General features: G+C 71.2%; 22 protein-coding genes. 15 read left to right on the top strand and 7 right to left on the bottom strand.

Annotated elements, in window-relative coordinates; all coding sequences use genetic code 11:
- The first annotated feature begins 15 nt into the window (after nucleotides 1–15).
- The 9 genes from ftsW to D0Z67_RS07190 all read left to right on the top strand — a co-directional run bounded on the left by ftsW (nucleotide 16) and on the right by D0Z67_RS07190 (nucleotide 8,853).
- The gene (gene ftsW, locus D0Z67_RS07235; RefSeq protein WP_031183760.1) at nucleotides 16–1,374 is read left to right on the top strand and encodes a putative lipid II flippase FtsW; all 1,359 of its coding nucleotides are present in this window, start codon (nucleotides 16–18) and stop codon (nucleotides 1,372–1,374) included.
- Between the two features lie 6 nt (nucleotides 1,375–1,380).
- Nucleotides 1,381–2,469 (top strand): undecaprenyldiphospho-muramoylpentapeptide beta-N-acetylglucosaminyltransferase, encoded by a 1,089-nt coding sequence (gene murG, locus D0Z67_RS07230; protein ID WP_031183759.1) that lies wholly within the window; start codon nucleotides 1,381–1,383, stop codon nucleotides 2,467–2,469.
- Nucleotides 2,470–2,683: 214 nt separating this feature from the next.
- Nucleotides 2,684–3,478: a cell division protein FtsQ/DivIB gene (locus D0Z67_RS07220; RefSeq protein ID WP_031183758.1), complete on the top strand. Its 795-nt coding sequence runs from the start codon at nucleotides 2,684–2,686 to the stop codon at nucleotides 3,476–3,478.
- A gap of 276 nt (nucleotides 3,479–3,754) precedes the next feature.
- Nucleotides 3,755–4,975 carry a cell division protein FtsZ gene (gene ftsZ / locus D0Z67_RS07215; RefSeq protein ID WP_031183757.1) on the top strand — a complete coding sequence of 407 codons (1,221 nt, stop codon included), beginning with the start codon at nucleotides 3,755–3,757 and terminating at the stop codon, nucleotides 4,973–4,975.
- The gene (gene pgeF / locus D0Z67_RS07210; protein WP_078873670.1) at nucleotides 4,972–5,700 is read left to right on the top strand and encodes a peptidoglycan editing factor PgeF; all 729 of its coding nucleotides are present in this window, start codon (nucleotides 4,972–4,974) and stop codon (nucleotides 5,698–5,700) included. Before ftsZ ends, pgeF begins: the two co-directional genes overlap by 4 nt.
- 6 nt (nucleotides 5,701–5,706) lie before the next feature.
- Nucleotides 5,707–6,426: a YggS family pyridoxal phosphate-dependent enzyme gene (locus D0Z67_RS07205; protein ID WP_031183755.1), complete on the top strand. Its 720-nt coding sequence runs from the start codon at nucleotides 5,707–5,709 to the stop codon at nucleotides 6,424–6,426.
- 129 nt (nucleotides 6,427–6,555) lie between these two features.
- Nucleotides 6,556–7,197, top strand: coding sequence for a cell division protein SepF (locus D0Z67_RS07200; RefSeq protein WP_030810120.1), 642 nt, complete (start codon nucleotides 6,556–6,558; stop codon nucleotides 7,195–7,197).
- Nucleotides 7,198–7,247: 50 nt separating this feature from the next.
- Nucleotides 7,248–7,538 (top strand): YggT family protein, encoded by a 291-nt coding sequence (locus D0Z67_RS07195; RefSeq protein ID WP_030810117.1) that lies wholly within the window; start codon nucleotides 7,248–7,250, stop codon nucleotides 7,536–7,538.
- Nucleotides 7,539–7,590: 52 nt separating this feature from the next.
- Nucleotides 7,591–8,853 (top strand): DivIVA domain-containing protein, encoded by a 1,263-nt coding sequence (locus tag D0Z67_RS07190; protein WP_031183754.1) that lies wholly within the window; start codon nucleotides 7,591–7,593, stop codon nucleotides 8,851–8,853.
- A 173-nt stretch (nucleotides 8,854–9,026) separates the two neighbouring features.
- Here D0Z67_RS07190 and ileS read toward each other — a convergent pair whose 3' ends face one another.
- Complete coding sequence (ileS, locus tag D0Z67_RS07185) at nucleotides 9,027–12,164, bottom strand: isoleucine--tRNA ligase (protein WP_031183753.1); 3,138 nt, start codon at nucleotides 12,162–12,164, stop codon at nucleotides 9,027–9,029.
- Between the two features lie 550 nt (nucleotides 12,165–12,714).
- Here ileS and D0Z67_RS07180 point away from each other — a divergent pair.
- The 5 genes from D0Z67_RS07180 (at nucleotide 12,715) to D0Z67_RS07160 (ending at nucleotide 17,544) form a co-directional block, all read left to right on the top strand.
- The gene (locus D0Z67_RS07180) at nucleotides 12,715–13,725 is read left to right on the top strand and encodes a TraR/DksA family transcriptional regulator (protein WP_031183752.1); all 1,011 of its coding nucleotides are present in this window, start codon (nucleotides 12,715–12,717) and stop codon (nucleotides 13,723–13,725) included.
- A gap of 79 nt (nucleotides 13,726–13,804) precedes the next feature.
- Nucleotides 13,805–14,377, top strand: a complete 573-nt coding sequence (lspA, locus tag D0Z67_RS07175; RefSeq protein WP_031183751.1) for a signal peptidase II — start codon at nucleotides 13,805–13,807, stop codon at nucleotides 14,375–14,377.
- Nucleotides 14,378–14,444: 67 nt separating this feature from the next.
- Complete coding sequence (locus tag D0Z67_RS07170) at nucleotides 14,445–15,389, top strand: RluA family pseudouridine synthase (RefSeq protein ID WP_031183750.1); 945 nt, start codon at nucleotides 14,445–14,447, stop codon at nucleotides 15,387–15,389.
- A complete protein-coding gene (locus tag D0Z67_RS07165; RefSeq protein WP_031183749.1) occupies nucleotides 15,386–15,862 on the top strand; it encodes a GNAT family N-acetyltransferase in 477 nt (158 codons plus the stop codon). The genes D0Z67_RS07170 and D0Z67_RS07165 overlap by 4 nt, the downstream gene beginning before the upstream one ends.
- Nucleotides 15,863–15,957: 95 nt before the next feature.
- Nucleotides 15,958–17,544 (top strand): Na+/H+ antiporter, encoded by a 1,587-nt coding sequence (locus tag D0Z67_RS07160; protein WP_031183748.1) that lies wholly within the window; start codon nucleotides 15,958–15,960, stop codon nucleotides 17,542–17,544.
- 24 nt (nucleotides 17,545–17,568) lie between these two features.
- Here D0Z67_RS07160 and D0Z67_RS07155 read toward each other — a convergent pair whose 3' ends face one another.
- A complete protein-coding gene (locus D0Z67_RS07155) occupies nucleotides 17,569–18,675 on the bottom strand; it encodes a mechanosensitive ion channel family protein (RefSeq protein WP_031183747.1) in 1,107 nt (368 codons plus the stop codon).
- Nucleotides 18,676–18,788: 113 nt separating this feature from the next.
- On the opposite strand from D0Z67_RS07155, the gene D0Z67_RS07150 reads away from it, so the two are divergent.
- Nucleotides 18,789–19,358, top strand: coding sequence for a dienelactone hydrolase family protein (locus D0Z67_RS07150; protein WP_031183746.1), 570 nt, complete (start codon nucleotides 18,789–18,791; stop codon nucleotides 19,356–19,358).
- Between the two features lie 4 nt (nucleotides 19,359–19,362).
- Here the strand turns inward: D0Z67_RS07150 and D0Z67_RS07145 are convergent, their stop codons facing one another.
- The 5 genes from D0Z67_RS07145 to D0Z67_RS07125 all read right to left on the bottom strand — a co-directional run bounded on the left by D0Z67_RS07145 (nucleotide 19,363) and on the right by D0Z67_RS07125 (nucleotide 25,269).
- Complete coding sequence (locus D0Z67_RS07145; RefSeq protein ID WP_131589622.1) at nucleotides 19,363–20,319, bottom strand: IS481 family transposase; 957 nt, start codon at nucleotides 20,317–20,319, stop codon at nucleotides 19,363–19,365.
- A gap of 164 nt (nucleotides 20,320–20,483) precedes the next feature.
- Nucleotides 20,484–22,154: an alkaline phosphatase D family protein gene (locus D0Z67_RS07140; protein WP_031182931.1), complete on the bottom strand. Its 1,671-nt coding sequence runs from the start codon at nucleotides 22,152–22,154 to the stop codon at nucleotides 20,484–20,486.
- Nucleotides 22,155–22,246: 92 nt separating this feature from the next.
- The gene (locus D0Z67_RS07135) at nucleotides 22,247–23,071 is read right to left on the bottom strand and encodes a thioredoxin domain-containing protein (protein ID WP_031182930.1); all 825 of its coding nucleotides are present in this window, start codon (nucleotides 23,069–23,071) and stop codon (nucleotides 22,247–22,249) included.
- A 112-nt stretch (nucleotides 23,072–23,183) separates the two neighbouring features.
- On the bottom strand, nucleotides 23,184–23,882 hold the full coding sequence (locus D0Z67_RS07130; RefSeq protein ID WP_031182929.1) for a hypothetical protein: 699 nt from the start codon (nucleotides 23,880–23,882) through the stop codon (nucleotides 23,184–23,186).
- Between the two features lie 58 nt (nucleotides 23,883–23,940).
- On the bottom strand, nucleotides 23,941–25,269 hold the full coding sequence (locus D0Z67_RS07125) for a DUF2252 domain-containing protein (protein ID WP_031182928.1): 1,329 nt from the start codon (nucleotides 25,267–25,269) through the stop codon (nucleotides 23,941–23,943).
- Nucleotide 25,270 lies beyond the last annotated feature (1 nt).

The following is a 25,270-nucleotide window of genomic DNA, read 5'->3' as shown; positions in this document are numbered from 1 at the left end:
TCAGCGGAGGCCAGGATGCCCAGTAGCCGTACCGGACGGCCGCCCGTACAGCGGGCGGCCCGTCCCGCGCCCCCGCGGATCGCGGGCGAGAACCCGCTGCGCCGGCTGCGCGACCGCGCCCGCAAGGCGTGGGACCGGCCGCTGACCGCCTACTATCTGATCCTGGGCGGCAGCATGCTGATCACCGTCCTGGGCCTGGTGATGGTCTACTCGGCCTCCCAGATCACCGCGCTGCAGCTCTCGCTGCCCGGCTCGTTCTTCTTCCGCAAGCAGTTCCTCGCCGCGCTCATCGGCGGCGCCCTGCTGTTCGCCGCCTCCCGGATGCCGGTCAAGCTGCACCGGGCGCTGGCCTACCCGATCCTGGCCGCCGCCGTGTTCTCCATGGCCCTGGTGCAGGTGCCGGGGATAGGGATGTCGGTCAACGGCAACCGGAACTGGATCTCGCTCGGCGGCTCCTTCCAGATCCAGCCCAGCGAGTTCGGCAAGCTCGCCCTGGTGCTGTGGGGCGCCGACCTGATCGCCCGCAAGCAGGAGAAGCGGCTGCTGGCCCAGTGGAAGCACATGCTCGTCCCGCTCGTCCCGGTCGCCTTCCTGCTGCTCGGGCTGATCATGCTCGGCGGCGACATGGGCACCGCGATCATCCTCACCGCGATCCTCTTCGGCCTGCTCTGGCTGGCCGGCGCCCCCACCCGGCTCTTCGCCGGGGTGCTGTCGGTGGCGGCGCTGATCGGGGTGATCCTCATCAAGACCAGCCCCAACCGGATGGCCCGGCTCGCCTGCATCGGCGCCACCGAGCCCAAGGCGGGCGCCGCCGACTGCTGGCAGGCCGTGCACGGCATCTACGCCCTGGCCTCGGGCGGGATCTTCGGTTCCGGGCTGGGCGCCAGCGTGGAGAAATGGGGACAACTCCCCGAGGCCCACACGGACTTCATCTTCGCCATCACAGGTGAGGAACTGGGCCTCGCGGGCACGCTGTCGGTACTGGCCCTGTTCGCGGCTCTAGGCTATGCGGGTATCCGCGTGGCCGGACGCACGGAGGACCCCTTCGTGAGGTACGCCGCGGGAGGCGTGACGACGTGGATCATCGCCCAGGCGGTGATCAACATCGGTGCGGTGCTCGGCCTGCTGCCGATCGCCGGCGTCCCGCTCCCGCTGTTCTCCTACGGAGGGTCCGCCCTGCTGCCGACCATGTTCGCCGTCGGGCTGCTGATCGCGTTCGCGCGGGACGAGCCCGGTGCGCGGGCGGCACTTGCGATGCGGCAACCCCGCTTTGGTAGAAAGCGGGCGGGGGGCTCCCGTGCCGAGCGGGTGCCACGGAGATGGAACACGATGCGACGGCGTGCCTCGGCGGCGCGTTCGTCCGGAGAGCGGTGAATTTCGGTGCATGTCGTACTCGCCGGCGGGGGTACCGCGGGCCACATCGAGCCCGCGCTCGCCCTCGCGGACGCCCTGCGCAGGCAGGACCCCACCGTGGGGATCACGGCCCTGGGCACGGAGCGCGGTCTGGAGACCCGGCTCGTCCCGGAGCGCGGCTACGAGCTGGCGCTGATCCCGGCGGTTCCGCTGCCGCGCAAGCCCACCCCCGAGCTGATCACGGTGCCGGGCCGGCTGCGCGGCACGATCAAGGCCGCCGAGCAGATCCTGGAGCGCACCAAGGCGGACGCGGTGGTCGGCTTCGGCGGCTACGTCGCGCTGCCCGGCTACCTGGCCGCCAAGCGCCTGGGCGTGCCGATCGTGATCCACGAGGCCAACGCCCGCCCCGGCCTGGCCAACAAGATCGGCTCCCGCTACGCGGCCCGGGTCGCGGTCTCCACGCCCGACAGCAAGCTGCGTGACGCCCGCTACATCGGCATCCCGCTGCGCCGCTCCATCGCCACCCTGGACCGCGCCGCCGCGCGCCCCGAGGCCCGCGCCCGCTTCGGCCTTGACCCCAACCTGCCCACGCTGCTGGTCTCCGGCGGCTCCCAGGGCGCCCGGCACCTCAACGAGGTCGTCCAGCGGGTCGCGCCCTGGCTCCAGCAGGCCGGCATCCAGATCCTGCACGCGGTCGGCCCGAAGAACGAACTGCCGCAGGTGCAGCAGATGCCGGGGATGCCCCCGTACGTCCCGGTAAGTTATCTGGACCGGATGGACCTCGCGTACGCCGCGGCCGACATGATGCTCTGCCGCGCGGGCGCGATGACCGTCGCCGAACTGACCGCCGTCGGACTCCCGGCCGCCTACGTCCCGCTGCCCATCGGCAACGGCGAACAGCGGCTGAACGCCCAGCCGGTGGTCAAGGCGGGCGGCGGACTCCTCGTGGACGACGCGGAACTGACGCCGGAATGGGTGCAGCAGAATGTGCTCCCCGTCCTCGCCGACCCGCACCGTCTCTACGAGATGTCCCGCGCCGCCGGTGAGTTCGGCCGCCGGGACGCCGACGACCTGCTCGTCGGCATGGTGTACGAGGCCATCGCCTCCAGCCGTTAGGGTCTGTCTTCCGGATCTGGCCGGCTCGGGCCGACGGCGCCCTTTCGGCTGACCCGAGCGGGGTCTGGTGCGTGCAGCTGCAAGGCGGAGGAGGGAGTCGACGCGGAGCGTCGGCGAGTGACGACAACGCCGCAGATGTGCGTGCCAGACCCCGCGACTCCGGCAGGATCCGGAAGACAGGCCCTGGGCATCGCACGACGAAGGGACAGCGAGCGTGGCCGGTTCGACCACCGCCGAGCGCGGAGAACGCCAGCGGGAGTCGGCCGGCCCGCCGCTCGTCCGCCGACTGAGGCGCCCCCGTCTTCGTATGATCATCGCTTTGGCTGTCGTACTGGTCCTGTTGGGCGCCGGCACCCTCTGGCTGCTCTACGGCTCCCAGTGGCTGCGCGTACGGCACGTCTCGGTCTCCGGCACCCGTGTGCTCACGCCCGCCGAGGTCCGCGAGGCCGCCGACGTGCCCGTCGGCGCCCCGCTGGCCTCCATCGGCACCGATGCCGTCGAGGCCCGGCTGCGGGGGAAGTTGCGGCGGATCGACACCGTCGAGGTGTCCCGGTCCTGGCCGGACGGCATCACCCTGAAGGTCACCGAGCGCACCCCGGTGCTGCTGGCCCGGGAGAAGGGCCGGTTCACCGAGATCGATCACGAAGGCGTACGTTTCGCGTCCGTGGGGAAGGCGCCGAAGGGTGTGCCGATGCTCGAACTCGCCGCGTCCCCCAAGGGATCGGGTGCCGCCAGCCTGCGCCGCTTCGGCACCGGACGCCTCGTGCGCGAGGCGGTCCGGGTGGCCGGCAGTCTCCCGCCCGCCGTCGCCCGGGACACCGGGACGGTCAAGGTGGGCTCGTTCGACGCCATCACCCTGGAGTTGGGCCACGGACGCACCGTGGAGTGGGGGAGCGGGGAGCAGGGCCGCGCCAAGGCACGGGCCCTCACAGCTCTCATGAAAGCAGCTCCGAACGCCCGGCACTTCGATGTGAGTGTGCCCACCGCCCCCGCGTCAGCGGGGAGTTGACGCACATCAGCGCAGGCCAGCACCCTGGTTGGGCACTGCTACGGCTGATCACATAGGGTGAAAAGAAAAACGGGAGGTTCGGCGTGTTCGTTGAACGGGCGCCGCTTGTCGACTTAGTGTCCTGTTCAGAAGACTCCAGAGAACAGACACACTGGTAACCCTAAACTTCAGCGTTAGGGTTCGGGTCGGCGTTCGGACCGTCCCAATTCGGCATCCGTCGTCCCGGTCGGGAACCGCCCGGCGCGACAACGTAATTCGAGGCGAGAGGCCTTCGACGTGGCAGCACCGCAGAACTACCTCGCAGTCATCAAGGTCATCGGTGTCGGCGGCGGTGGTGTCAATGCCATCAACCGGATGATCGAGGTCGGCCTCAAGGGCGTCGAGTTCATCGCCATCAACACCGACGCACAGGCATTGTTGATGAGCGACGCCGACGTCAAGCTGGACGTCGGCCGTGAACTCACCCGCGGACTCGGCGCCGGCGCCAACCCGGCCGTCGGCCGCAAGGCCGCCGAGGACCACCGCGAGGAGATCGAGGAGGTCCTCAAGGGGGCCGACATGGTCTTCGTGACCGCCGGCGAGGGCGGCGGCACCGGCACCGGCGGCGCGCCCGTCGTGGCCAACATCGCCCGCTCGCTGGGCGCCCTCACCATCGGCGTGGTCACCCGCCCGTTCACCTTCGAGGGCCGGCGCCGCGCCAACCAGGCCGAGGACGGCATCGCGGAGCTGCGCGAAGAGGTCGACACCCTCATCGTGATCCCCAACGACCGGCTGCTGTCCATCTCGGACCGCCAGGTCTCGGTCCTGGACGCGTTCAAGTCCGCCGACCAGGTCCTGCTCTCCGGTGTCCAGGGCATCACCGACCTGATCACCACCCCCGGCCTGATCAACCTCGACTTCGCCGACGTCAAGTCGGTCATGTCCGAGGCCGGTTCGGCCCTCATGGGCATCGGCTCGGCCCGCGGCGACGACCGCGCGGTGGCCGCCGCCGAGATGGCGATCTCCTCGCCGCTGCTGGAGGCGTCGATCGACGGCGCCCGGGGTGTCCTGCTCTCCATCTCCGGCGGCTCCGACCTCGGTCTGTTCGAGATCAACGAGGCGGCCCAGCTCGTCAGCGAGGCCGCCCACCCCGAGGCCAACATCATCTTCGGCGCGGTCATCGACGACGCCCTCGGCGACGAGGTGCGGGTCACCGTGATCGCGGCCGGCTTCGACGGCGGCCAGCCCCCGGCCCGCCGGGACAACGTGCTCGGCTCGTCCTCGGCATCCTCCTCCAACTCCTCGGCCCAGCGCCGCGAGGAGCCCGCCCCGCCGCGTCAGCAGCAGGCGGAGAGCCGTCCGAGCTTCGGCTCGCTGGGCAGCGTGACCCCGAAGGAGGAGCCGGAGCCCGCTCCGGAGCCGGTCGTCGAGATCCCGGTGGCCCCGCCGGTGCCGCAGTCCCGTACCTACGCGGACAGCGCGGCCGAGGAGCTGGACGTGCCGGACTTCCTGAAGTGATAGGACAGCGCGGACACGTGAGCGGCGCGCACTTCGCCTTCACCGACAGGTGGGGCGGGGTGAGCGCCGCTCCGTATGCGGAGCTCAACCTCGGCGGCGCGGTCGGCGACGACCCCGGTGCCGTGCGGACCAACCGCGAACTGACCGCCAAGGCGCTGGGCGTGGACCCGGCCGGGGTGGTCTGGATGAATCAGGTGCACGGCGCCGCGGTCGCGGTCGTGGACGAGCCCTGGGGCGAGCGCCCGGTGCCGGAGGTCGACGCGCTCGTCACCACCAGGCGCGGCCTCGCCCTCGCCGTGCTCACCGCCGACTGCGTTCCCGTTCTACTCGCCGACCCCGTCGCGGGTGTCGTCGCGGCGGCGCACGCGGGACGGCCCGGCATGCTCGCCGGGGTCGTCCCGGCCGCCGTACGTGCCATGACCGAGCTGGGTGCCGAGCCCGGCCGGATCGTCGCCCGCACCGGCCCCGCCGTGTGCGGCCGGTGCTACGAGGTGCCGGAGGCGATGCGCGCCGAGGTGGCCGCCGCCGAACCGGCGGCGCACGCCGAGACGAGCTGGGGCACTCCCGCCGTCGACGTGAGCGCCGGAGTGCACGCGCAGCTCGACCGGCTCGGCGTGCGCGACCGGGAGCAATCCCCGGTCTGCACAAGGGAGTCGGACGATCACTTCTCGTACCGCCGCGACCGCTCCACCGGGCGGCTCGCCGGCTATGTGTGGCTGGACTGATGGGGCATGACGGACCGTAGGACCGAACTCGCCGGAAATCTGGCAAAGGTTGAGGAACGCATCGCCGCCGCGTGCGCGGCCGCGGGGCGGGCACGTGAAGAGGTGACCCTGATCGTGGTCACCAAGACCTACCCGGCCGACGACGTCCGCGTCCTCTCGGAACTGGGGGTGCGTCAGGTCGCGGAGAACCGCGACCAGGACGCGGCGCCCAAGCATGCCGAGTGCGCGGATCTGCCCCTGGAATGGCACTTCGTGGGCCAGTTGCAGACCAACAAGGTCCGTTCCGTGGTCGGTTATGCCGATGTCGTGCAGTCCGTCGACCGGGACCGGCTCGTCACCGCACTCTCCAAGGAGGCCGTGCGGGCCGGGCGCGAGATCGGCTGCCTCATCCAGGTCGCGCTGGACGCGGGAGCGGGCGGCCGGGGCGAGCGGGGCGGGATCGCACCCGACGGGATCGGGGAGTTGGCCGACCTGATCGCCGGCTCGCCCGGACTGCGGCTGGACGGCCTGATGACCGTCGCGCCGCTCACCGGGGAGTACGCGGGACGCGAACGCGCGGCGTTCGAACGGCTCATGGATTTGTCGACCGACCTGCGCCGGATCCATCCGGCTGCGACCATGGTGTCCGCAGGGATGAGCGCGGACCTCGAGGAGGCCGTCGCGGCCGGGGCGACACATGTGCGCGTCGGCAGCGCGGTACTCGGAGTCCGTGCCAGGCTCGGGTAACGTCGCCAGGAAGTCGGACCACAGCAGAAAATATGGTCAATGCCCGCCGAAAGCGGGCGCAACGACCGAGTGGATCGCGGGAACTTGGCAGTCGTCACCCGATCCACCACAGAGCGGAGGACTCAGAGCATGGCCGGCGCGATGCGCAAGATGGCGGTCTACCTCGGCCTCGTGGAGGACGATGGGTACGACGGCCGGGGTTTCGACCCCGACGACGACTTCGAGCCCGAACTCGACCCGGAGCCCGAGCGGGACCACCGGCGACACGAGCCGACTCACCAGCCGCACAGTGCACATGTGTCCCAAAGGGATGAATCGGTGCGAGTGGTGCAGCCTCCGGCGCAACGCGAACCGGTGTCCCATTCCCCGGCGCTGACCGCGGAATCGGGCCGCCCCGCGCGTATCGCGCCCGTGGCGTCCATCACACAAGAACGTCAGTCCCTGGAGAAGAACGCGCCGGTGATCATGCCCAAGGTCGTGTCGGAACGAGAGCCGTACCGCATCACCACGCTGCACCCGCGGACCTACAACGAGGCCCGTACCATCGGGGAACACTTCCGCGAGGGCACTCCGGTGATCATGAATCTGACCGAGATGGACGACACCGACGCGAAGCGACTTGTCGACTTTGCGGCAGGTTTGGTGTTTGGACTTCACGGCAGTATCGAACGGGTGACGCAGAAGGTCTTCCTGTTGTCTCCTGCTAACGTCGATGTCACGGCGGAGGACAAGGCCCGCATCGCAGAGGGCGGGTTCTTCAACCAGAGCTGAAGACGCACCACCGGAAGACGCACGGAACAGGGGAGAGGGAACCAGCAGCCATGAGCGTGTTCGCGCAGGTGATCTACATCGCGCTGATGGTGTTTCTCGTCGTCCTGATCTTCCGGCTGGTCATGGACTACGTCTTCCAGTTCGCCCGCTCGTGGCAACCCGGCAAGGCGATGGTGGTCGTACTGGAGGCCACCTACACTGTCACCGATCCACCGTTGAAGCTTCTGCGGCGGTTCATCCCGCCGTTGCGGCTCGGGGGCGTGGCACTCGACCTGTCCTTCTTCGTCCTGATGATCATCGTCTACATCCTCATCACCGTGGCGGGGAGCTTCGTGCGATGAGGGTGGACGATACGGTCTTGCCGACTGCCGATGACTACGTTGAGGTGAAGAGATGCCGTTGACCCCCGAGGACGTGCGGAACAAGCAGTTCACGACCGTCCGCCTCCGAGAAGGCTATGACGAGGACGAGGTCGATGCCTTCCTCGACGAGGTCGAAGCCGAACTGACCCGTCTGCTCCGCGAGAACGAGGATCTGCGCGCCAAGCTGGCCGCCGCCACGCGGGCCGCCGCGCAGAACCAGCAGAACATGCGCAAGCCCCCGGAGCAGGGCGGTCAGGACCAGCAGCAGCAGGGCATGCGCGGTCCCGGCGCCCCGGTTCCCGCCGGGATATCGGGCCCGCCGCAGCAGCAGATGGGTGGCCCCATGGGTGGCCCGCCCCAGCTGCCGAGCGGTGCCCCGCAGCTCCCCGCCGGTCCCGGCGGACAGGGCGGCCCGCAGGGCCCCGGCCCGATGGGTCAGGGTCAGATGGGCCAGGGGCAGATGGGCCAGGGGCAGATGGGTCCCGGTCCGATGGGCCAGGGTCAGGGACAGATGGGTCAGGGTCAGATGGGCCAGGGCCAGATGGGTCCGGGTCCGATGGGCCAGGGTCCCGGTCCCATGGGTCAGGGTCCCGGTCCGATGGGCCAGGGTCCGATGGGCGGCCAGCCGCCCATGCCGCAGCAGATGGGCGGCCCCATGGGCGGCCCCGGCCTGCCCGGTCAGGGTGGCCCCGGCGGCGACAGCGCAGCGCGTGTCCTCTCGCTGGCCCAGCAGACCGCCGACCAGGCGATCGCCGAGGCCCGTTCCGAGGCCAACAAGATCGTCGGTGAGGCCCGCAGCCGCGCCGAGGGTCTGGAGCGCGACGCCCGTGCCAAGGCCGACGCCCTGGAGCGGGACGCCCAGGAGAAGCACCGCGTGGCGATGGGCTCCCTGGAGTCCGCGCGCGCCACGCTGGAGCGCAAGGTCGAGGACCTGCGCGGCTTCGAGCGCGAGTACCGGACGCGTCTGAAGTCGTACCTGGAGTCCCAGCTCCGTCAGCTGGAGACGCAGGCCGACGACTCGCTCGCTCCGCCGCGCACTCCGGCCGCCGCGTCCCTCCCGCCGTCCCCGGCGCCCTCGATGGCTCCGGCCGGCGCGAGCGCCCCGTCCTACGGTGGCGGCAACCAGGGCATGGGTGGCCCCCAGTCGCCCGCCGGTCCGTCCTACGGCGGCCAGCAGCAGATGACGCCGGCCATGACCCAGCCGATGGCTCCGGTCCGGCCGCAGGGCCCGTCCCCGATGGGCCAGGCTCCCTCGCCGATGCGCGGGTTCCTGATCGACGAGGACGACAACTGACGGCCGCGCACGGCCTGTAGTACGCCACAGGCGTCGGCAGCGTTCAGGGCGGCCCCCGGACTTGAGTCCGGGGGCCGCCCTGTTTTACGCGTGTTGCAGGGGGTTGACGATCTCGGCCTGGAACCAGCGACGGCGGCTCCCCACCGGGAGCCGCCGTCACTGAATGCCGAGTGTTACGCCTTGCGCAGACGGAACGTCAGGGACAGCCCCTCGTCCGTGAACGCCTCTCCGAAGGTCTCGTCACCGTCGCCCTGGGCGAAGTCCGTGGCGAGAACCTCCTCCGAGATCAGCCCGGAGTGCTCGGCCAGGGCGGCGGCCACCGCCGGCTCCGCAGCCGACCAGCGCAGCGCGATCCGGTCCGCCACGTCCAGCCCACTGTTCTTGCGGGCCTCCTGGATCAGCCGGATGGCATCGCGGGCGAGCCCCGCCTGCCGCAGCTCCTCCGTGATCTCCAGGTCGAGCGCCACCGTCGCACCGGAGTCGGAAGCCACCGACCAGCCCTCACGCGGCGTCTCCGTGATGATCACCTCGTCCGGGGCGAGCGTCACCGTCTCCCCGTCGACCTCCACCGAGGCCGTGCCCTCGCGCAGCGCGAGGGACAGCGCGGCGGCGTCGGCGGCGGCGACCGCCTTGGCCACGTCCTGCACCCGCTTGCCGAAACGCTTGCCCAGCGCCCGGAAGTTGGCCTTGGCCGTGGTGTCCACGAGCGAGCCGCCGACCTCGGACAGCGAGGCCAGGGACTCGACGTTCAGCTCCTCGGTGATCTGCGCGCGCAGCTCCGCGTCGAGGGCGTCGAAGCCGGCCACGCCGACCAGCGCGCGGGACAGCGGCTGACGCGTCTTCACGCCCGACTCGGCACGCGTGGCGCGGCCCAGCTCGACCAGCCGCCGGACCAGCGCCATCTGCCGGGACAGCTCCGGGTCGATCGCCGACAGGTCGGCCTCCGGCCATGCGGAGAGGTGGACCGACTCCGGGGCGTCCGGGGTGACGGGCACGATCAGGTCCTGCCAGACCCGCTCGGCGATGAACGGAGTGATCGGCGCCATGAGCTGGGTGACCGTCCCGACCACCTCGTGCAGCGTGCGCAGCGCGGCCTTGTCGCCCTGCCAGAACCGGCGGCGCGAACGGCGCACGTACCAGTTGGACAGGTCGTCCACGAACGCGGAGAGCAGCTTGCCGGCGCGCTGGGTGTCGTACGCCTCCAGCGCCTTCGTCACCTGGTCGGTGAGGGCGTGGAGTTCGGACAGCAGCCAGCGGTCCAGCAGCGGGCGGTCGGCCGGGGCCGGGTCCGCCTCGCTGGGGGCCCAGCCGGCGGTGCGGGCGTACAGGGCCTGGAAGGCGACGGTGTTCCAGTAGGTGAGGAGCGTCTTGCGGACGACCTCCTGGATGGTGCCGTGGCCGACCCGGCGGGCCGCCCAGGGGGAGCCGCCGGCCGCCATGAACCAGCGCACCGCGTCCGCGCCGTGCTGGTCCATCAGCGGGATGGGCTCCAGGGTGTTGCCCAGGTGCTTGGACATCTTGCGGCCGTCCTCGGCGAGGATGTGGCCGAGGCACACGACGTTCTCGTAGGAGGACTCGTCGAACACCAGGGTGCCGATCGCCATCAGGGTGTAGAACCAGCCGCGGGTCTGGTCGATGGCCTCGGAGATGAACTGTGCCGGGTACCGGCTCTCGAACAGCTCCTTGTTCTTGTGCGGGTAGCCCCACTGCGCGAACGGCATCGAACCCGAGTCGTACCAGGCGTCGATGACCTCCGGCACGCGGGTGGCGGTGTCGCCGCACTGCGGGCAGGGGAAGGTCACCGCGTCGATGTAGGGGCGGTGCGGGTCCAGGCCCGACTGGTCGGTGCCGGTCAGCTCGCTCAGCTCGGCGCGGGAGCCGACGACCGTGAGGTGGTCGTCGTCGCAGCGCCAGACGGGCAGCGGGGTGCCCCAGTAGCGGTTGCGGGAGAGCGCCCAGTCGATGTTGTTGCTCAGCCAGTCGCCGAAGCGGCCGTGCTTGACGGTCTCCGGGAACCAGTTGGTGCCCTCGTTCTCCGCGAGCATCCGGTCCTTGACGGCGGTGGTGCGGATGTACCAGGACGGCTGGGCGTAGTACAGCAGCGCGGTGTGGCAGCGCCAGCAGTGCGGGTAGCTGTGCTCGTAGGGCAGGTGGCGGAAGAGCAGGCCGCGCTCGCGCAGGTCCTCGGTGAGCCGCTCGTCGGCCTTCTTGAAGAAGACGCCGCCGACGAGCGGGACGTCCTCCTCGAAGGTGCCGTCCGGGCGGACCGGGTTGATCACCGGCAGGCCGTAGGCGCGGCAGACCTTGAGGTCGTCCTCGCCGAAGGCGGGGGACTGGTGGACCAGACCGGTGCCGTCCTCGGTGGTGACGTACTCCGCGTTGACCACGTAGTGCGCGGGCTCGGGGAACTCGACAAGCTCGAAGGGGCGCTGGTAGGTCCAGCGCTCCATCTCGGCGCCGGTGAAGGACTCGCCGGTGGGCTCCCAGCCCTCGCCGAGCGCCTTGCCGAGCAGCGGCTCGGCGACGACGACCTTCTCCGTGCCGTCGGTGGCGACGACGTAGGTGACGTCCGGGTGGGCGGCGACGGCCGTGTTGGACACCAGGGTCCACGGGGTCGTCGTCCACACCAGCAGGGACGCCTCGCCGGCCAGCGGGCCGGAGGTGAGCGGGAAGCGGACGTAGACGGAGGGGTCGACGACCGTCTCGTAGCCCTGGGCCAGCTCGTGGTCGGACAGGCCGGTGCCGCAGCGGGGGCACCAGGGGGCGACACGGTGGTCCTGGACCAGCAGGCCCTTGTCGAAGATCTGCTTCAGCGACCACCACACCGAGTCGATGTACTCGGGGTCCATCGTGCGGTACGGGTCCTCGAGGTCCGTCCAGTACCCCATGCGGGTCGTCAGCTCGGCGAAGGCGTCCGTGTGCCGGGTCACCGACTCGCGGCACTTGGCGTTGAACTCGGCGATGCCGTACGCCTCGATGTCCTTCTTGCCGGAGAAGCCCAGCTCCTTCTCCACGGCCAGCTCGACCGGCAGGCCGTGGCAGTCCCAGCCGGCCTTGCGGCCGACGTGGTAGCCGCGCATGGTGCGGAAGCGGGGGAAGACGTCCTTGAAGACGCGGGCCTCGATGTGGTGGGCGCCCGGCATGCCGTTGGCGGTCGGCGGGCCCTCGTAGAACACCCACTCGGGGCGGCCCTCGGACTGCTCCAGGGTCTTGGCGAAGATCTTCTGATCGCGCCAGAAGTCGAGCACGGCGTGCTCAAGCGCGGGCAGGTCGACCTGGGCGGGCACCTGGCGGTACGTCGGCGCTGTCATCTGCGAGCATCCTCCAACGGAACTTGCTGCCTTCCGTCGGAGGGACGAGAGCGTTCTTCCTGTTCACGCCGTGTGCGGCGCGCTCCCGCGGTACCACCCTCCTTGGCCCGCCACCGGGGTCCGTCCGGCGGTGAGCCCCCTCATTGGGGTCGCGAAGCCGGTTCTACTCGCCCCAGGGGGCTTTCCTCCGGCGGCTCCGGGGTGATCTTCACATCGCGCTCGCCACCGGGCTTCCACCGACCCCGGCTCGCTCTGGGCTGCGTTACGACGCTACTCGTCCCCATCCACGCTTCTCGCTCCGCCCAGTGTACGGCGCCGCGCGGACAGCGGCCGACCGCTTTTCCGGGCCGGCCGGGGTGACCCGAACGGCGGCGGGGCGGGAGTGACGGGTTACGGGCCGGGGAGCTGGGCACAACGGATGCAGGTCTGCTGCGCGGGGGGCGCGGGGCGGGCGAATCGGGCGGCGTGCCCCGTTGCCGCGGGACCCAAGTCGATTTATCGTCCCAGCACGATTCGCCTGCAATCTCACTTATGTGAAGGGGTCCCGGCCATGGTGGCGAAGAAGACCTCCGGCGGTTCGGCGGGAACTCCGCCGGGAAAGGGGAGCGGGCGGCCGAAAAAGACGGACCAGGCGGCCGACGCGGGCGCCGCACGGAAGAAAGCCGCAGGTGAGAAGAGTGCGCCCGCCGCGAAGAAGAAGACGACCACGACCAAGAGGACGTCCGCCGGGCCGGCGGCCGGTGAGCAGACGGGCGGCGAGACGGTGACTCCAGGGAAGACGGCCCCCGAGGCCACCGCCGCCGAGGCGGCCACCCCGCAGGGCACGGCGGCCGGGAAGACGGCGGCGAAGAAGCCGGCCACCAGGAAGACCGCGGCCAAGAAGACGGCCTCCACGGCCGCCGCCGAGAAGACGCCCGCCAAGACGCCCGCCAAGAAGCTCGCCGCCAAGAAGACGGCGGGCAAGAAGGCGGTCGCCAAGAAGAGCGCCACCAGGAAGACCGCGGCTCAGAAGGCGCCCGCGAAGAAGACGGTCGCCGAGCAGGCGGCCGGGAAGAGCACGGCCGACAAGACGGGAGCCACGAGAGTGGTAGCGAAGAAGACTCCTGGCACGGCCACGGCGGACGGCGGCGCCCTGCCGGGCACGCGCCTGATCGCCGCGGAACCCGGTGACCTGGCCGTACGTCCCGGCGAGGACCCCTGGACCCCGGAGGAGGCCGCCGAGGCGCGCGCGGAACTGGCCGCAGAGGCGGACCGGCTCGGCACCGAGATCTCCACGTCGGAGGCGTCCCTGGTCGGCATGATGCGCGACTCGGCGGACGGCGCCGGTGACGACGAGGCCGACACCGGCAGCAAGAACATCACCCGCGAGCACGAGCTGGCCCTGGCCGCCAACGCGCGCGAGATGCTCAGCCAGACCGAGCGCGCCCTGGAGCGGATGGACGCGGGCACCTACGGTCTGTGCGAGAACTGCGGCAACCCCATCGGCAAGGCCCGCATGCAGGCGTTCCCCCGGGCCACCCTGTGCGTGGAGTGCAAGCAGAAGCAGGAACGCCGCTCCTGACCTCGGGTCCGCTCTCTGCCACCGCCGGGGGCGTGTCGTACTCTCTCCTTCAGTCAGGCACCTAGGTTGAGGGACTCACGTGGCAGAGGCGGAGCGCATCATCGGTACGCCGGACACTCCGGAGGACAGCGGAGAGCGGGCGAGCGCCCCCGCGCCCCGGACCGGGCGGGGACGCCGGATCGCCGTGCTCTTCGCGGTGGCCGCGTTCGCCTACGCCCTCGACCTCGGCAGCAAGCTGCTGGTGGTGGCGAAGCTGGAGCACCACGCGCCGATCCAGCTGGTCGGCGACCTCCTGGAGTTGCACGCCATCCGCAACCCCGGTGCCGCCTTCGGCTTCGGCGCGGCCTTCACGATCATCTTCACGGTGATCGCCGTCGCCGTGATCGTGGTCATCGTCCGGCTCTCCCGCAAGCTCTACAGCTTCCCCTGGGCCGTCGCGCTCGGCCTGCTGCTCGGCGGCGCCCTCGGCAACCTCACCGACCGGATCTTCCGCGCCCCCGGCGTCTTCCAGGGCGAGGTCGTCGACTTCATCGCGCCCCGCGGCTTCGCCGTGTTCAACCTGGCGGACTCCGCGATCGTCTGCGGCGGCATCCTGATCGTGCTGCTCTCCTTCCGCGGCCTGGACCCGGACGGCACCGTCCACAAGGACTGACGGGCCTCCGCCCGGGTTTTCCACAGGCTCGGTCGGTGCCGTGCGGGCCGTCCGTCATACTCGACGGGTGAGCACGTTTCCCGAGATCCGAACCCTGCCCGTGCCCGACGGCCTGGAGGGCGAGCGCGTCGACGCCGCCATCTCCCGGATGTTCGGCTTCTCCCGCACGAAGGCGGCCGAGCTGGCCGCGGCCGGCAAGGTCCAGGTCGACGGCGCCGTGGTCGGCAAGTCCGAGCGCGTGCACGGCGGCGCCTGGCTGGAGGTGGAGATGCCGCAGGCACCCGCCCCGGTGCAGATCGTCGCCGAGCCGGTCGAGGGCATGGAGATCGTCTACGACGACGACGACGTGGTCGTGATCGTCAAGCCCGTCGGCGTGGCCGCGCACCCCTCGCCCGGCTGGACCGGCACCACCGTCATCGGCGGTCTCGCCGCCGCCGGGTACCGGATCTCCACCTCGGGCGCGGCCGAGCGCCAGGGCATCGTGCACCGGCTGGACGTGGGCACCTCCGGCCTGATGGTGGTCGCCAAGTCCGAGCGCGCCTACACCTCGCTCAAGCGCCAGTTCAAGGAGCGCACGGTCGACAAGCGCTACCACACCCTGGTCCAGGGCCACCCAGACCCGACCAGCGGCACGATCGACGCCCCCATCGGCCGCCACCCCCAGCACGACTACAAGTGGGCCGTCACCGCCGAGGGCAAGCCCTCGGTGACGCACTACGACCTCATCGAGGCGTTCCGCTCCGCCTCCCTGCTGGACGTGAAGCTGGAGACGGGCCGCACCCACCAGATCCGCGTCCACATGGCCGCCCACCGCCACCCCTGCGTCGGCGACCTGACCTACGGCGCCGACCCCACGCTCGCCAAGCGCCTCATGCTGGAGCGCCAGTGGCTGCACGCGGTGCGGCTCGGCTTCGAGCACCCGGCGGACGGCCAGTGGGTCGAGTTCGAGAGCGACTACCCCGAGGACCTCAGCCGCGCCCTCGACCGGGTCCGCGAGGAGACGTACGCGTGAGCGCGCCGTACACCGTCCGGATCGCCGAGGACCCCGCCGACCGTGAGGCGTGCTTCGCGGTCCGCAAGGAGGTCTTCGTCGGCGAGCAGGGCGTGCCCGAGGACATCGAGTACGACGCCCACGACGCCACCGCCCTGCACGTGCTGGCCACCGGCGCGGACGGCATACCGCTCGGCACCGGCCGGCTGCTGCACGGCGCGGCGGTTGCGGGCAAGACCGGCGGGGACGCCTCGGTGGGCTCGCTGGGCCGGCTCGCGGTGACCCGGCGGGCGCGCGGCCTCGGCGTCGGCGCGGCCCTGGTGCGGGCCATCGAGGACGCGGCCCGGGACCTCGGCCTCACCGCCGTCGACCTGCACGCCCAGACCCAGGCTCTCGGGTTCTACGAGCGCCTCGGCTACACCGCGTACGGCCCCGGTTTCCAGGACGCCGGGATCGACCACCGGGCGATGCGCCGGCCGCTGGGACCCGCGTAGGACTGCCGTACGAGGGCGGGCCGTTGACCGGGCTTTTCCGGCCGGCGTGGCAGGCTGGAGGCTTGCGGTGATCGTTTACCTCCGGAGCGCGCTACGTGGATCAGCTGGCCCTGTTGTTCGTGATCCTGCTGGCGGCTCTGGTGAGCGTGCCGGTGGGCGAGTACTTCAACCTCCCGGCGCCGGTGCTGATGACGGTGTTCGGCGGGGTGCTCGCCGTGCTGCCCTTCGTGCCCAACGTCGACATCCCGCCCGACCTGATCCTGCCCGCCCTGCTGCCGCCGCTGCTCTACGCGGCCGTGCGGCGCACCTCCTGGCGGCAGTTCACGGCGAACATCCGGCCGATCTTCCTGCTGGCCGTCGCCCTGGTCTTCGTGACCACCCTCTGTGTGGCCGCGGTCGCACACGCCATAGTGCCGGGCCTGCCGGTGGCCGCCGCCGTCGCGCTGGGCGCGCTGATCGCCCCGCCGGACCCGGTCGCCGCGACCGCCGTCGCCGGTCAGCTGGGCCTGCCGCGCCGTCTGGTGTCCATCCTGGAGGGCGAGGGGCTGTTCAACGACGTCACCGCGATCGTGCTCTACCACGTGGCCATCGCCGCCGCGATCAGCGGTGAGTTCTCGCCCTGGGAGGCCGGGCTCGACCTGGTGCTCTCCGCGGTCGTCGCCGTCGTCATCGGCCTGGTGCTCGGCTGGGGCGCCAACAAACTGATGTCCCTGCTGGGTGACGCCACCCTCCAGATCGGTCTCACCCTCCTGGTGCCTTACGCCTCCTACGTGCTCGCCGAGGAGCTGCACGGCTCGGGCGTGCTCGCGGTGCTGACCACCGCTCTGTTCCTCTCCGAGTACGCCACCGACGCCGACGACGTGATGACCCGGCTGGCCGGGCACACCTTCTGGGACATCATCGACACCCTCGTCACCGGCGTCGCCTTCGGGCTGATCGGCCTCGAACTGCACAACGCCGTCCGTACCGCCTCCGGCCGCTGGGGTGAGCTGCTGGGGTGGGCGGCGGCGGTCGCGGCCGTGGTGATCCTGGTCCGCCTGCTCTGGCTGCTGCCGGCGACCTGGCTGACCAAACGGCTGCACGCCCGGCGGGACATCGACGAGGAGATCCCGGTCGGCTGGCGCGAGACCGTGGTGATGTGGTGGTCCGGGATGCGCGGGGTGGCCTCGGTGGCCCTCGCCCTCGCCGTCCCGCTCACCACCGAGGACGGCGGGCCCTTCCCGGACCGGGACATCATCGTCTTCATCGCCTTCGGGGTGATCATCGCCACCCTGGTGCTCCAGGGGCTCACCCTGCCCTCGCTGGTGCGCAGGCTCGGGGTGCGGGCCGACTCCGAGCGGGAGAAGGACTTCGAGAAGGAGCTGGCGGTCCGCGCGACCAAGGCCGCCCGGCGCAAGCTGCGGGAGATCGAGCAGGTCGAGGACCTCCCCGAGGAGCTGTCCGAGCAGATGCTGCGGCGCGCCTTCGACATCGGCATCCGCATCAGCCCCGACATGGGCGAGGAGGAGCGCCGTGAGGCCCACGAGAAGCGGGCCCGGCGCCTGAAGCGGGTGCGGCAGATCCAGTCCGAGATGATGAGCGCCGCCCGCCACGAGGTGCTCGCGGCACGCAGTGAGCCGGGGGCGGACCCGGAGATCGTGGACCGGGTGCTGCGCCATCTCGACGTACGCAGCCTGCGCTGAGCCGCCCCCGGCTCCTCTTGTCCGCTAGACCCGGCCGGTGCGTGGGAAGTCGTACGCCTTGCGCAGGGTGGACCGGTCCGGGGACGGGATCTGGTACGGGGCCTTGACCGCGTCGGAGGTGTTGACGCGGGGGAGCGCGTACGGGTGCTCGGCGGAGAGCCAGGCGATGAGCTGCTCGCGGACCGTGACCCGGACCGTCCAGATGTCGTCCGCGTCCTTCGCGGTCACCAGGGCGCGCACCTCGATGGTGTTCGGGGTGGTGTCGGTGACCACCAGGCCGTAGGAGCGGCCGTCCCAGGCGGCGCAGTGGCGCAGGATGTCGCGGAGCTTCTCCCGCATCGCCTCCACCGGCGCGCTGTGGTCGAGGTACCAGAAGACGGTGCCGGTCATCTGCGGGGTGCCGCGCGACCAGTTCTCGAACGGGCGCGAGGTGAAGTAGGAGACCGGCATGGTGATCCGGCGCTCGTCCCAGGTCCGTACCGTCAGGAAGGTCAGGGTGATCTCCTCGACGGTGCCCCACTCGCCGTCCACCACCACGGTGTCGCCGATGCGCACCATGTCGCCGAAGGCGATCTGCAGCCCCGCGAACAGGTTGGACAGCGTCGACTGGGCCGCGACACCGGCCACGATGCCGAGGATGCCGGCCGAGGCCAGCAGCGAGGCACCGGCGGCGCGCATCTCCGGGAACGTCAGCAGCATCGCCGCCACCGCGACCACCCCGACCGTCGCCGACACCACCCGCATGATCAGCGTGACCTGGGTGCGCACCCGGCGCACCCGCGCCGCGTCCCGGTGCATCCGGGCGTAGCGGCTGTACGAGGTCTCCACGACGGCGCCCGCGATGCCGATGATCAGCCAGGCGGTCGACCCGATCAGCACCAGGGTCAGGGTCTGGCCGATGCCGACCCGGTGGGGGCGCAGCCACGGCACCTGGGCGTAGGACCCTCTGAACAGGGCGGCGAGCAGGACGAGCTGGTACGGGACGCGGCAACGGCGCAGCAGGCCCCACAGCGGGGTCTCACCGTGCCGTTCGTCGGCCTTGCGCAGCAGCAGGTCGGTGGCCCAGCCGAGCAGCACGGTGAGCGCTACGGCACCGCCGACCACGGCCAGCGGCCGGATGACGTTCTCCATGAGGGGGAACGTAACCGCGTCGGGGCGGCATGAACCTGTGTGTTCGGTCTCCAGCCGGGTACACGGGCCGCGCCGGTAACGCCCTGACCTGGTGCGGCTGGCACCATGGGGGCATGAACATCATGCTCTTTCACTCGGCGTACGGGCTCACCCCCGCGGTGCGCGACGCGGCGGACCGGCTGCGCGCGGCCGGGCACGAGGTGTGGACGCCGGACCTCTTCGAGGGCCGCACCTTCGACTCGGTCGAGGAAGGCATGGAGTACCAGCAAGCCGTGGGCAAGGAGGAGTTGCTCAAGCGGGCCGTGCTGGCAGTCGCCCCCTACTCCGAACGCGGGCTCGTCTACTCGGGGTTCTCACTCGGCGCCTCCGTCGCGCAGACCCTGGCCCTCGGCGACGACAAGGCGCGCGGGCTGCTGCTCCTCCAGGGCACCTCGGACATCGCGCCGAACGCGGTCGCGGACGAGCTGCCGGTGCAGCTGCACGTGGCCGAGCCGGACCAGTTCGAGACGGACGACTGGCTGAGCGCCTGGTACCTCCAGATGGGCCGCACCGGCGCGGACGTGGAGGTCTACCGCTACCCCGGCGCCGGCCACCTCTACATGGACCGCGACCTGCCCGACTACGACGCCGAGGCCGCCGAGGCCACCTGGCGGGTGGCGCTCGGCTTCCTGGAGAGCCTGTGAGCGGCTAGGTGTATTGACCCGCAGGGTTGTTCACACGGTTGATGGGTGGGTGGCCGCCGAGTGCGGTGTGGCAGCGGTGGTGGTTGTAGGTGTGGAGGAAGTCTGTCAGAGCTTCGGTGCGTTCGGTGTTGGTGGTGTAGGGCCGCTGGTAGGCCCATTCGTCGAGCAGGGTGCGGTTGAAGCGTTCGACCTTGCCGTTGGTCTGCGGCCGGTAGATGCGGGTGAGTTTGCCGGCCGCGCCGAGGTCGGCCAGTGCCTGTTGCCAGGCGAAGCTCTTGCGGTAGGGCCAGGCGTTGTCGGTCAGGACCCGCTCGATGCGGGTGATGCCGTGCTCGGCGAAGAAGGCTGCGGCCCGCCGTAGGAAGTCGGCGCAGGTGAGGGCCTTCTCGTCCGCGTGGACCTCGCTGTAGGCCAGGCGGGAGTGATCGTCGACGGCGGAATGGATGTAGTCGAAGCCCACGCTGTTGCGCCGGGCCCGGCCGGCCTGCCGGCCCAGCACCTTGTGGCCGCCGCCGTCGGGGATGCGGCCGAGCTTCTTGACGTCGACGTGGACCAGCTCGCCGGGACGGGCGCGTTCGTAGCGGCGGATGACCTGCCCGGTGGGGCGGTCGATGAACGCCAGGCGGTTCAGGCCGTGCCGGAGCAGGATGCGGTGCACGGTGGAGGCGGGCAGGCCCAGGACCGGCCCGATGCGTGCCGGGCCCAGCTTGCGCTCTTGTCGCAGCCTGCAGACCTGCGCCTCGGTGGCGGCTGCGGTCCGGTGCGGTGTCGTGCGGGGACGGCTGGAGCGGTCGAGGAGTCCGCTCTCGCCCTCTGAGTGCCAGCGCCGGATCCACTTGTGGGCTGTGGGACGGGAGATGCCCATCTCGGCGGCGACATGCGCGACGGGACGGCCGGAGCGGACACGTTCGACGAGCAGTCGCCTGCCGTGAACGGTCAGCCGGGCATTACGGTGGGACACGAAGGCCTCCGTGCGGTGAAGATTCGACACCTCCACCACACACGGGGGCCTTCGCCATGATCAAGCCCTGCCTGCGTTAACAACGCTCGTGATCAATACAGCTAGGGCCTGTCTTCCGGATCTTGCCGGGGTCGCGGGCCCTGGCAAGATCCGGGAGACAGGCCCTAGACCGGTGTGTAGGTCCGCTCCATCTTCTGGGTGCCGCTGCGGGTGCGGTACGAACGGGCCCAGGCCGACGTGGCCTGCGGGTTCGTACGGTCGGAGGTCACGTAGAAGTCCATCTGCGCGCGCTCGGCGGTGATGTCGAGCACGCCGTAGCCGTGGCGGTCGGTGTCGACCCAGTGGACGTGCCGGTTGGCGGCCTGGATGACCGGCGCGGCGACGGCCGAGACGGTGCCCTGGGGGACCTTGACGATGTCGTCGAGGTTGTCCGAGGTGAGCGAGGTGACCACGAACTCGGTGGCCGCCGACGCCGACAGCGGGTAGGTGCCCGCGTCGTAGGGCACGTCGTTGGCCCACGCCATGTGGATGTCACCGGTGAGGAAGACGGTGTTGCCGATGGCGTTGGCCTTGAGGTGGGCCAGCAGTTCGCGCCGGTCGTCGGTGTAGCCGTCCCACTGGTCGGTGTTGACGGCGATCCCCTCCCGCGGCAGCCCGAGCAGCTTCGCCAGCGGCCGGAGCAGGTCGGCGGAGAGCGCGCCCACCGCGAACGGCGAGATCATCACCGAGTTGCCGACCAGCCGCCACTTGGTGTCCGACGCCTTCAACCCGGCCTTGAGCCAGTCCAGTTGGGCCCGCCCGGTGAGCGTGCGGTCCGGGTCGTCGACCGAGCCGGAGGCGTTCGCCGCCTGCTGGGAGCGGAACGAGCGCAGGTCCAGCAGGGACAGGTCGGCGAGCTTGCCGAAGCGCAGCCTGCGGTAGGTGGTGCCCGCGACGGCCGGGCGGACCGGCATCCACTCGAAGTACGCCTGCTTCGCCGCCGCCTGACGGTCCGTCCACGCTCCCTCGGCGCCCTCGGTGTGGTTGGCGGCGCCGCCGGACCAGGCGTTGTCCGCGAACTCGTGGTCGTCCCAGATGGCGATGACCGGCGCGGCCAGGTGCAGCGCCTGGAGGTCGGGGTCGGTCTTGTAGGTGGCGTGCCGTGTCCGGTAGTCGGCCAGGGTGAGGATCTCGTGCGTGGGGGAGTGCGGGCGCACCACGGTGCCCCGGGTGCCGTACTCGCCGGTGCCGTACTCGTAGATGTAGTCGCCCAGGTGCAGCCAGGCGTCCAGGTCGCCGCGGGCCGCGAGATGGCGGTAGGGGCTGAAGTAGCCCGCCTCCCAGTTGGCGCAGGAGACCACGCCGAAGCGCAGACCGGTGACGGCGGCGTCGGCGGCGGGCGCGGTGCGGGTGCGGGCCACGGGGGACCCGGTGCCGCCGCTGGTGAAGCGGAACCAGTAGTCGGTGCCCGGCTTGAGGCCCCGGATGTCGGCCTTCACGGTGTGGTCGGTGGCCGCCGTGGCGGTGGTGGAGCCGGTGGCGACGACGTCGGTGAACCCCTTGTCGCGGGCGACGGTCCAGCCGACCTCGGTGTCCGGGCCGATCCCGGAGCCGGGCAGCGCCTCGGGCACGGGGGTCACCCGGGTCCAGAGCAGGACGCCGTCGGGCAGCGGGTCGCCGGAGGCGACGCCGTGCCCGAAGACGGGGGCGGCGGTGGCGGCGCGGGCCGGAAGCGCGGCGGCGAGCGGCCCGGCCAGGACGGCGCCGGCCGCCGCGGCCTTGACGACCGTACGACGGCTGGGCGCAAGGGTGTTGCGGGCCGGTACGGCCTCGACGGATCTGTGGGGAGTGGTCACGGCCGATCAGGTTACTGATCGGTATGCCCGAAGAGCGGGCGAACCCCGAAAGTTCGCCCGCTCTTCACGCGGTACCCGTCAGCGCACGGGGCTCAGCCCTTGAGGGCCTTGGTGATCGCGGTGACGTACTCGCCCTGCGTCATCGGGGCGTTCTGGCCGTCGGAGCCGGTGACCTTCTTGCCGTCCATGAGCAGCGTCGGCGTGCCCTGGAACTTGTACTTCTTGCCGTCCGTGTTGAACTTCTCGCTCATCACCAGCGCCCACTTGTCGTAGGTGCCGTCCTTCACGGCCTTCTGGAAGGCCGCGTTGCCCTTGAGCGCGGGCACGGTGTCGGCCACCTTGATCAGGTAGTCGTCGTCCTTGAACTTGTCCTCCTGCTCGTCGGGGTGGTACTTCGCCGAGTACAGCGCCGACTTGTACTTGAGGAACGCGTCCGGGTCGACGTTGAGGGCCGCGCCGAGCGCGCTGAGCGCGTTCTTGGAGCCCTCGCCCGGGATGTTGTCGTCGATGAAGGTGGCGCCGACGTACTGGATCTTGTACTTGCCGTCCTCGACGTCCTTGTCCACCGTGGCGCCGGACGCCTGCTCGAACTGGGCGCAGACCGGGCAGCGCGGGTCCTCGTACATCACGAGGGTCTTCTTCGCGGTGTCCTTGCCGATGACGACCGTGGTGCCGTCCTTGCCCGTGGTGTGGGCGGGCTTGACCAGGGTGGCCTTCTTCGCCGCCTCCCAGCCGCTCGGCTTGTTGTTCTGGACGACCGCGTAACCTATGCCGCCCGCGGCGGCGAGCACCGCCACCACCGACAGGCCGACGATCGCCTGCCGCTTCACCTTGTCCCGCTTGGCCTGGCGCTCGCGCTCCACGCGCAGCCGCTCACGCGCCGCCGTCTTCGCCGCCTGGGTGTTCCGCTTGCTCATGTTGGTGATCTCCATAGAGGACGCGCACATGCCGTACGCGGGGTACGTGTGCGCGGGATACGTGTGGGGAACTGGGTCGTGCTCTGTGCCGCCCGGGGTCGCCCGGTGTCGCTCAGGGGCGGGCGAACGCGGGGGAGCACGGCGGTCCGCGCCGTCCCAGGGAGTGCGCGAGGAGCAGGACCCGCGCGGCGGCCGGACGCGGCGCCGGGCGGGGCGTGGTGCGGGCCGGGGCCGGCCGTACCGTACCGGCGGCGACCGCCAGCAGCAGCGGCCGGAACGTGGTCGCGGCGACCGCCCGCACCAGCTCGGTCAGGGCCCGCTCGCCCCGGCGCAGCCAGGCGGCGGCCAGCAGCCCCACCCCGACATGCGCGGCGAGCAGCAGCCAGGCGGCGGCCGGGTCGGTGTGCGCGAGCAGCGCGCCCGCGCGGCCGGGGGAGCCGGGGACACCGGAGACATGGGCCAGCGGGCCGCCCACCGCGCCGCCCCGGCACAGCAGGTCCAGGCCCACCGCGTGCAGCGGGCCGGCGACCGGGCCGCCGGCCCGGCCGTAGCAGGCGTGCTGGCCGGTGGTGAAGACGGTGTCGGCGGCCAGCTCCAGCGGGACCAGCAGGGCCGCGATCGGGCCGAAGCCGCGCTCCCGGCCCGCCAGCGCGTACGCGGCGGTGAACACCCCGGCGGCGACCGCGAGCACGGTCGCCACCGGCAGCGGGGACCGGGACAGCAGCACGTGCGACGCGGTGCTGAGCGTCACGGTGAAGGCCGTGAACAGCGCCGCGCGCACGGCTCTGAGCTGGGTCCCGGATATGTCCATAGCGAGAGGAGAGTGTGTCACGGACCGCTGTGAGACACCCGTAAAGGGTGTGCGGCGGCTACAGCCCCGGAATCCGGCCGTTGCGGAACAGGTCCAGGAAGGTCTGGTGGTCGGCGCGGGCCCGGGCGCCGTAGCTGTGCGCGAAGTCCACCAGCAGGGGCGCGAACCCCTCCTCGTCACCCGCGAGCGCCGCGTCGATGGCCCGCTCGGTGGAGAACGGCACCAGGGACTCGCCCGAGGTGGTCTCGTCCGCCGCCGCGTGCATGGTGGCCGTGGCCCGGCCGAGGTCGGCGACGACCGCCGCGATCTCCTCCGGGTCGTCGATGTCGCCCCAGTCCAGGTCGACCGCGTACGGCGAGATCTCGGCGACCAGCTGGCCCGCGCCGTCCAGCTCGGTCCAGCCCAGCCACGGGTCGGCGTGCGCCTGCAGGGCGCGCTGGGAGATCACCGTGCGGTGGCCCTCGTGCTGGAAGTAGCCGGCGATGGCCGGGTCCGTGATGTGCCGGGAGACGGCCGGGGTCTGCGCCTGCTTGATGTAGATCACCACATCGTTCTCCAGGGCGTCCGTCGCCCCCTCCAGCAGGATGTTGTACGAGGGCAGCCCGGCCGAGCCGATGCCGATGCCCCGCCGCCCCACCACGTCCTTGACCCGGTACGACTCCGGGCGGGCCAGCGAGGTGTCCGGGAGCGTCTCCAGGTAGCCGTCGAAGGCGGCCAGCACCTTGTACCGGGTGGCCGCGTCCAGTTCGACCGAGCCGCCGCCCGGCGCGAACCGGCGCTCGAAGTCGCGGATCTCCGTCATCGACTCCAGCAGCCCGAAACGGGTCAGCGAGCGGGCGTCGCGCAGCGCGTCCAGCAGCGGGCCCTGGGCGGTGTCCAGGGTGAAGGGCGGCACCTCGTCGTCCTTGGCGCCGGTGGCCAGGGCGCGGATGCGCTCGCGGTAGGCGACCGCGTAGACGGTCACCAGCTCGGTGATCTGCTCGTCGCTGAGCGCCTTCGCGTACCCGATCAGCGCGATGGAGGCGGCGAAGCGCTTGAGGTCCCAGGTGAAGGGGCCGACGTACGCCTCGTCGAAGTCGTTGACGTTGAAGACCAGGCGCCCGTTGGAGTCCATGTAGGTGCCGAAGTTCTCGGCGTGCAGGTCGCCGTGCACCCACACCCGCGAGGTGCGCTCGTCCAGGTACGGGCCGCCCCGCTTCTCGGCGTCCAGGTCGTGGTAGAAGAGGCTCGCGGTGCCACGGTAGAAGGCGAAGGCGCTCGCGGCCATCTTGCGGAACTTGACCCGGAACGCGGCCGGGTCCGCGGCCAGCAGCCGGCCGAAGGCGGTGTCGAAGACGGCGAGGATCTCCTCGCCGCGCTGCTCGTCGCTGAGCTGGGGAACCGACATC

Source organism: Streptomyces seoulensis, assembly GCF_004328625.1.
In the GTDB taxonomy this organism is placed as follows: domain Bacteria; phylum Actinomycetota; class Actinomycetes; order Streptomycetales; family Streptomycetaceae; genus Streptomyces; species Streptomyces seoulensis.
The sequence above is the reverse complement of the archived record's forward strand: the minus strand, read 5'-3'. Positions and strand labels throughout refer to the sequence as shown.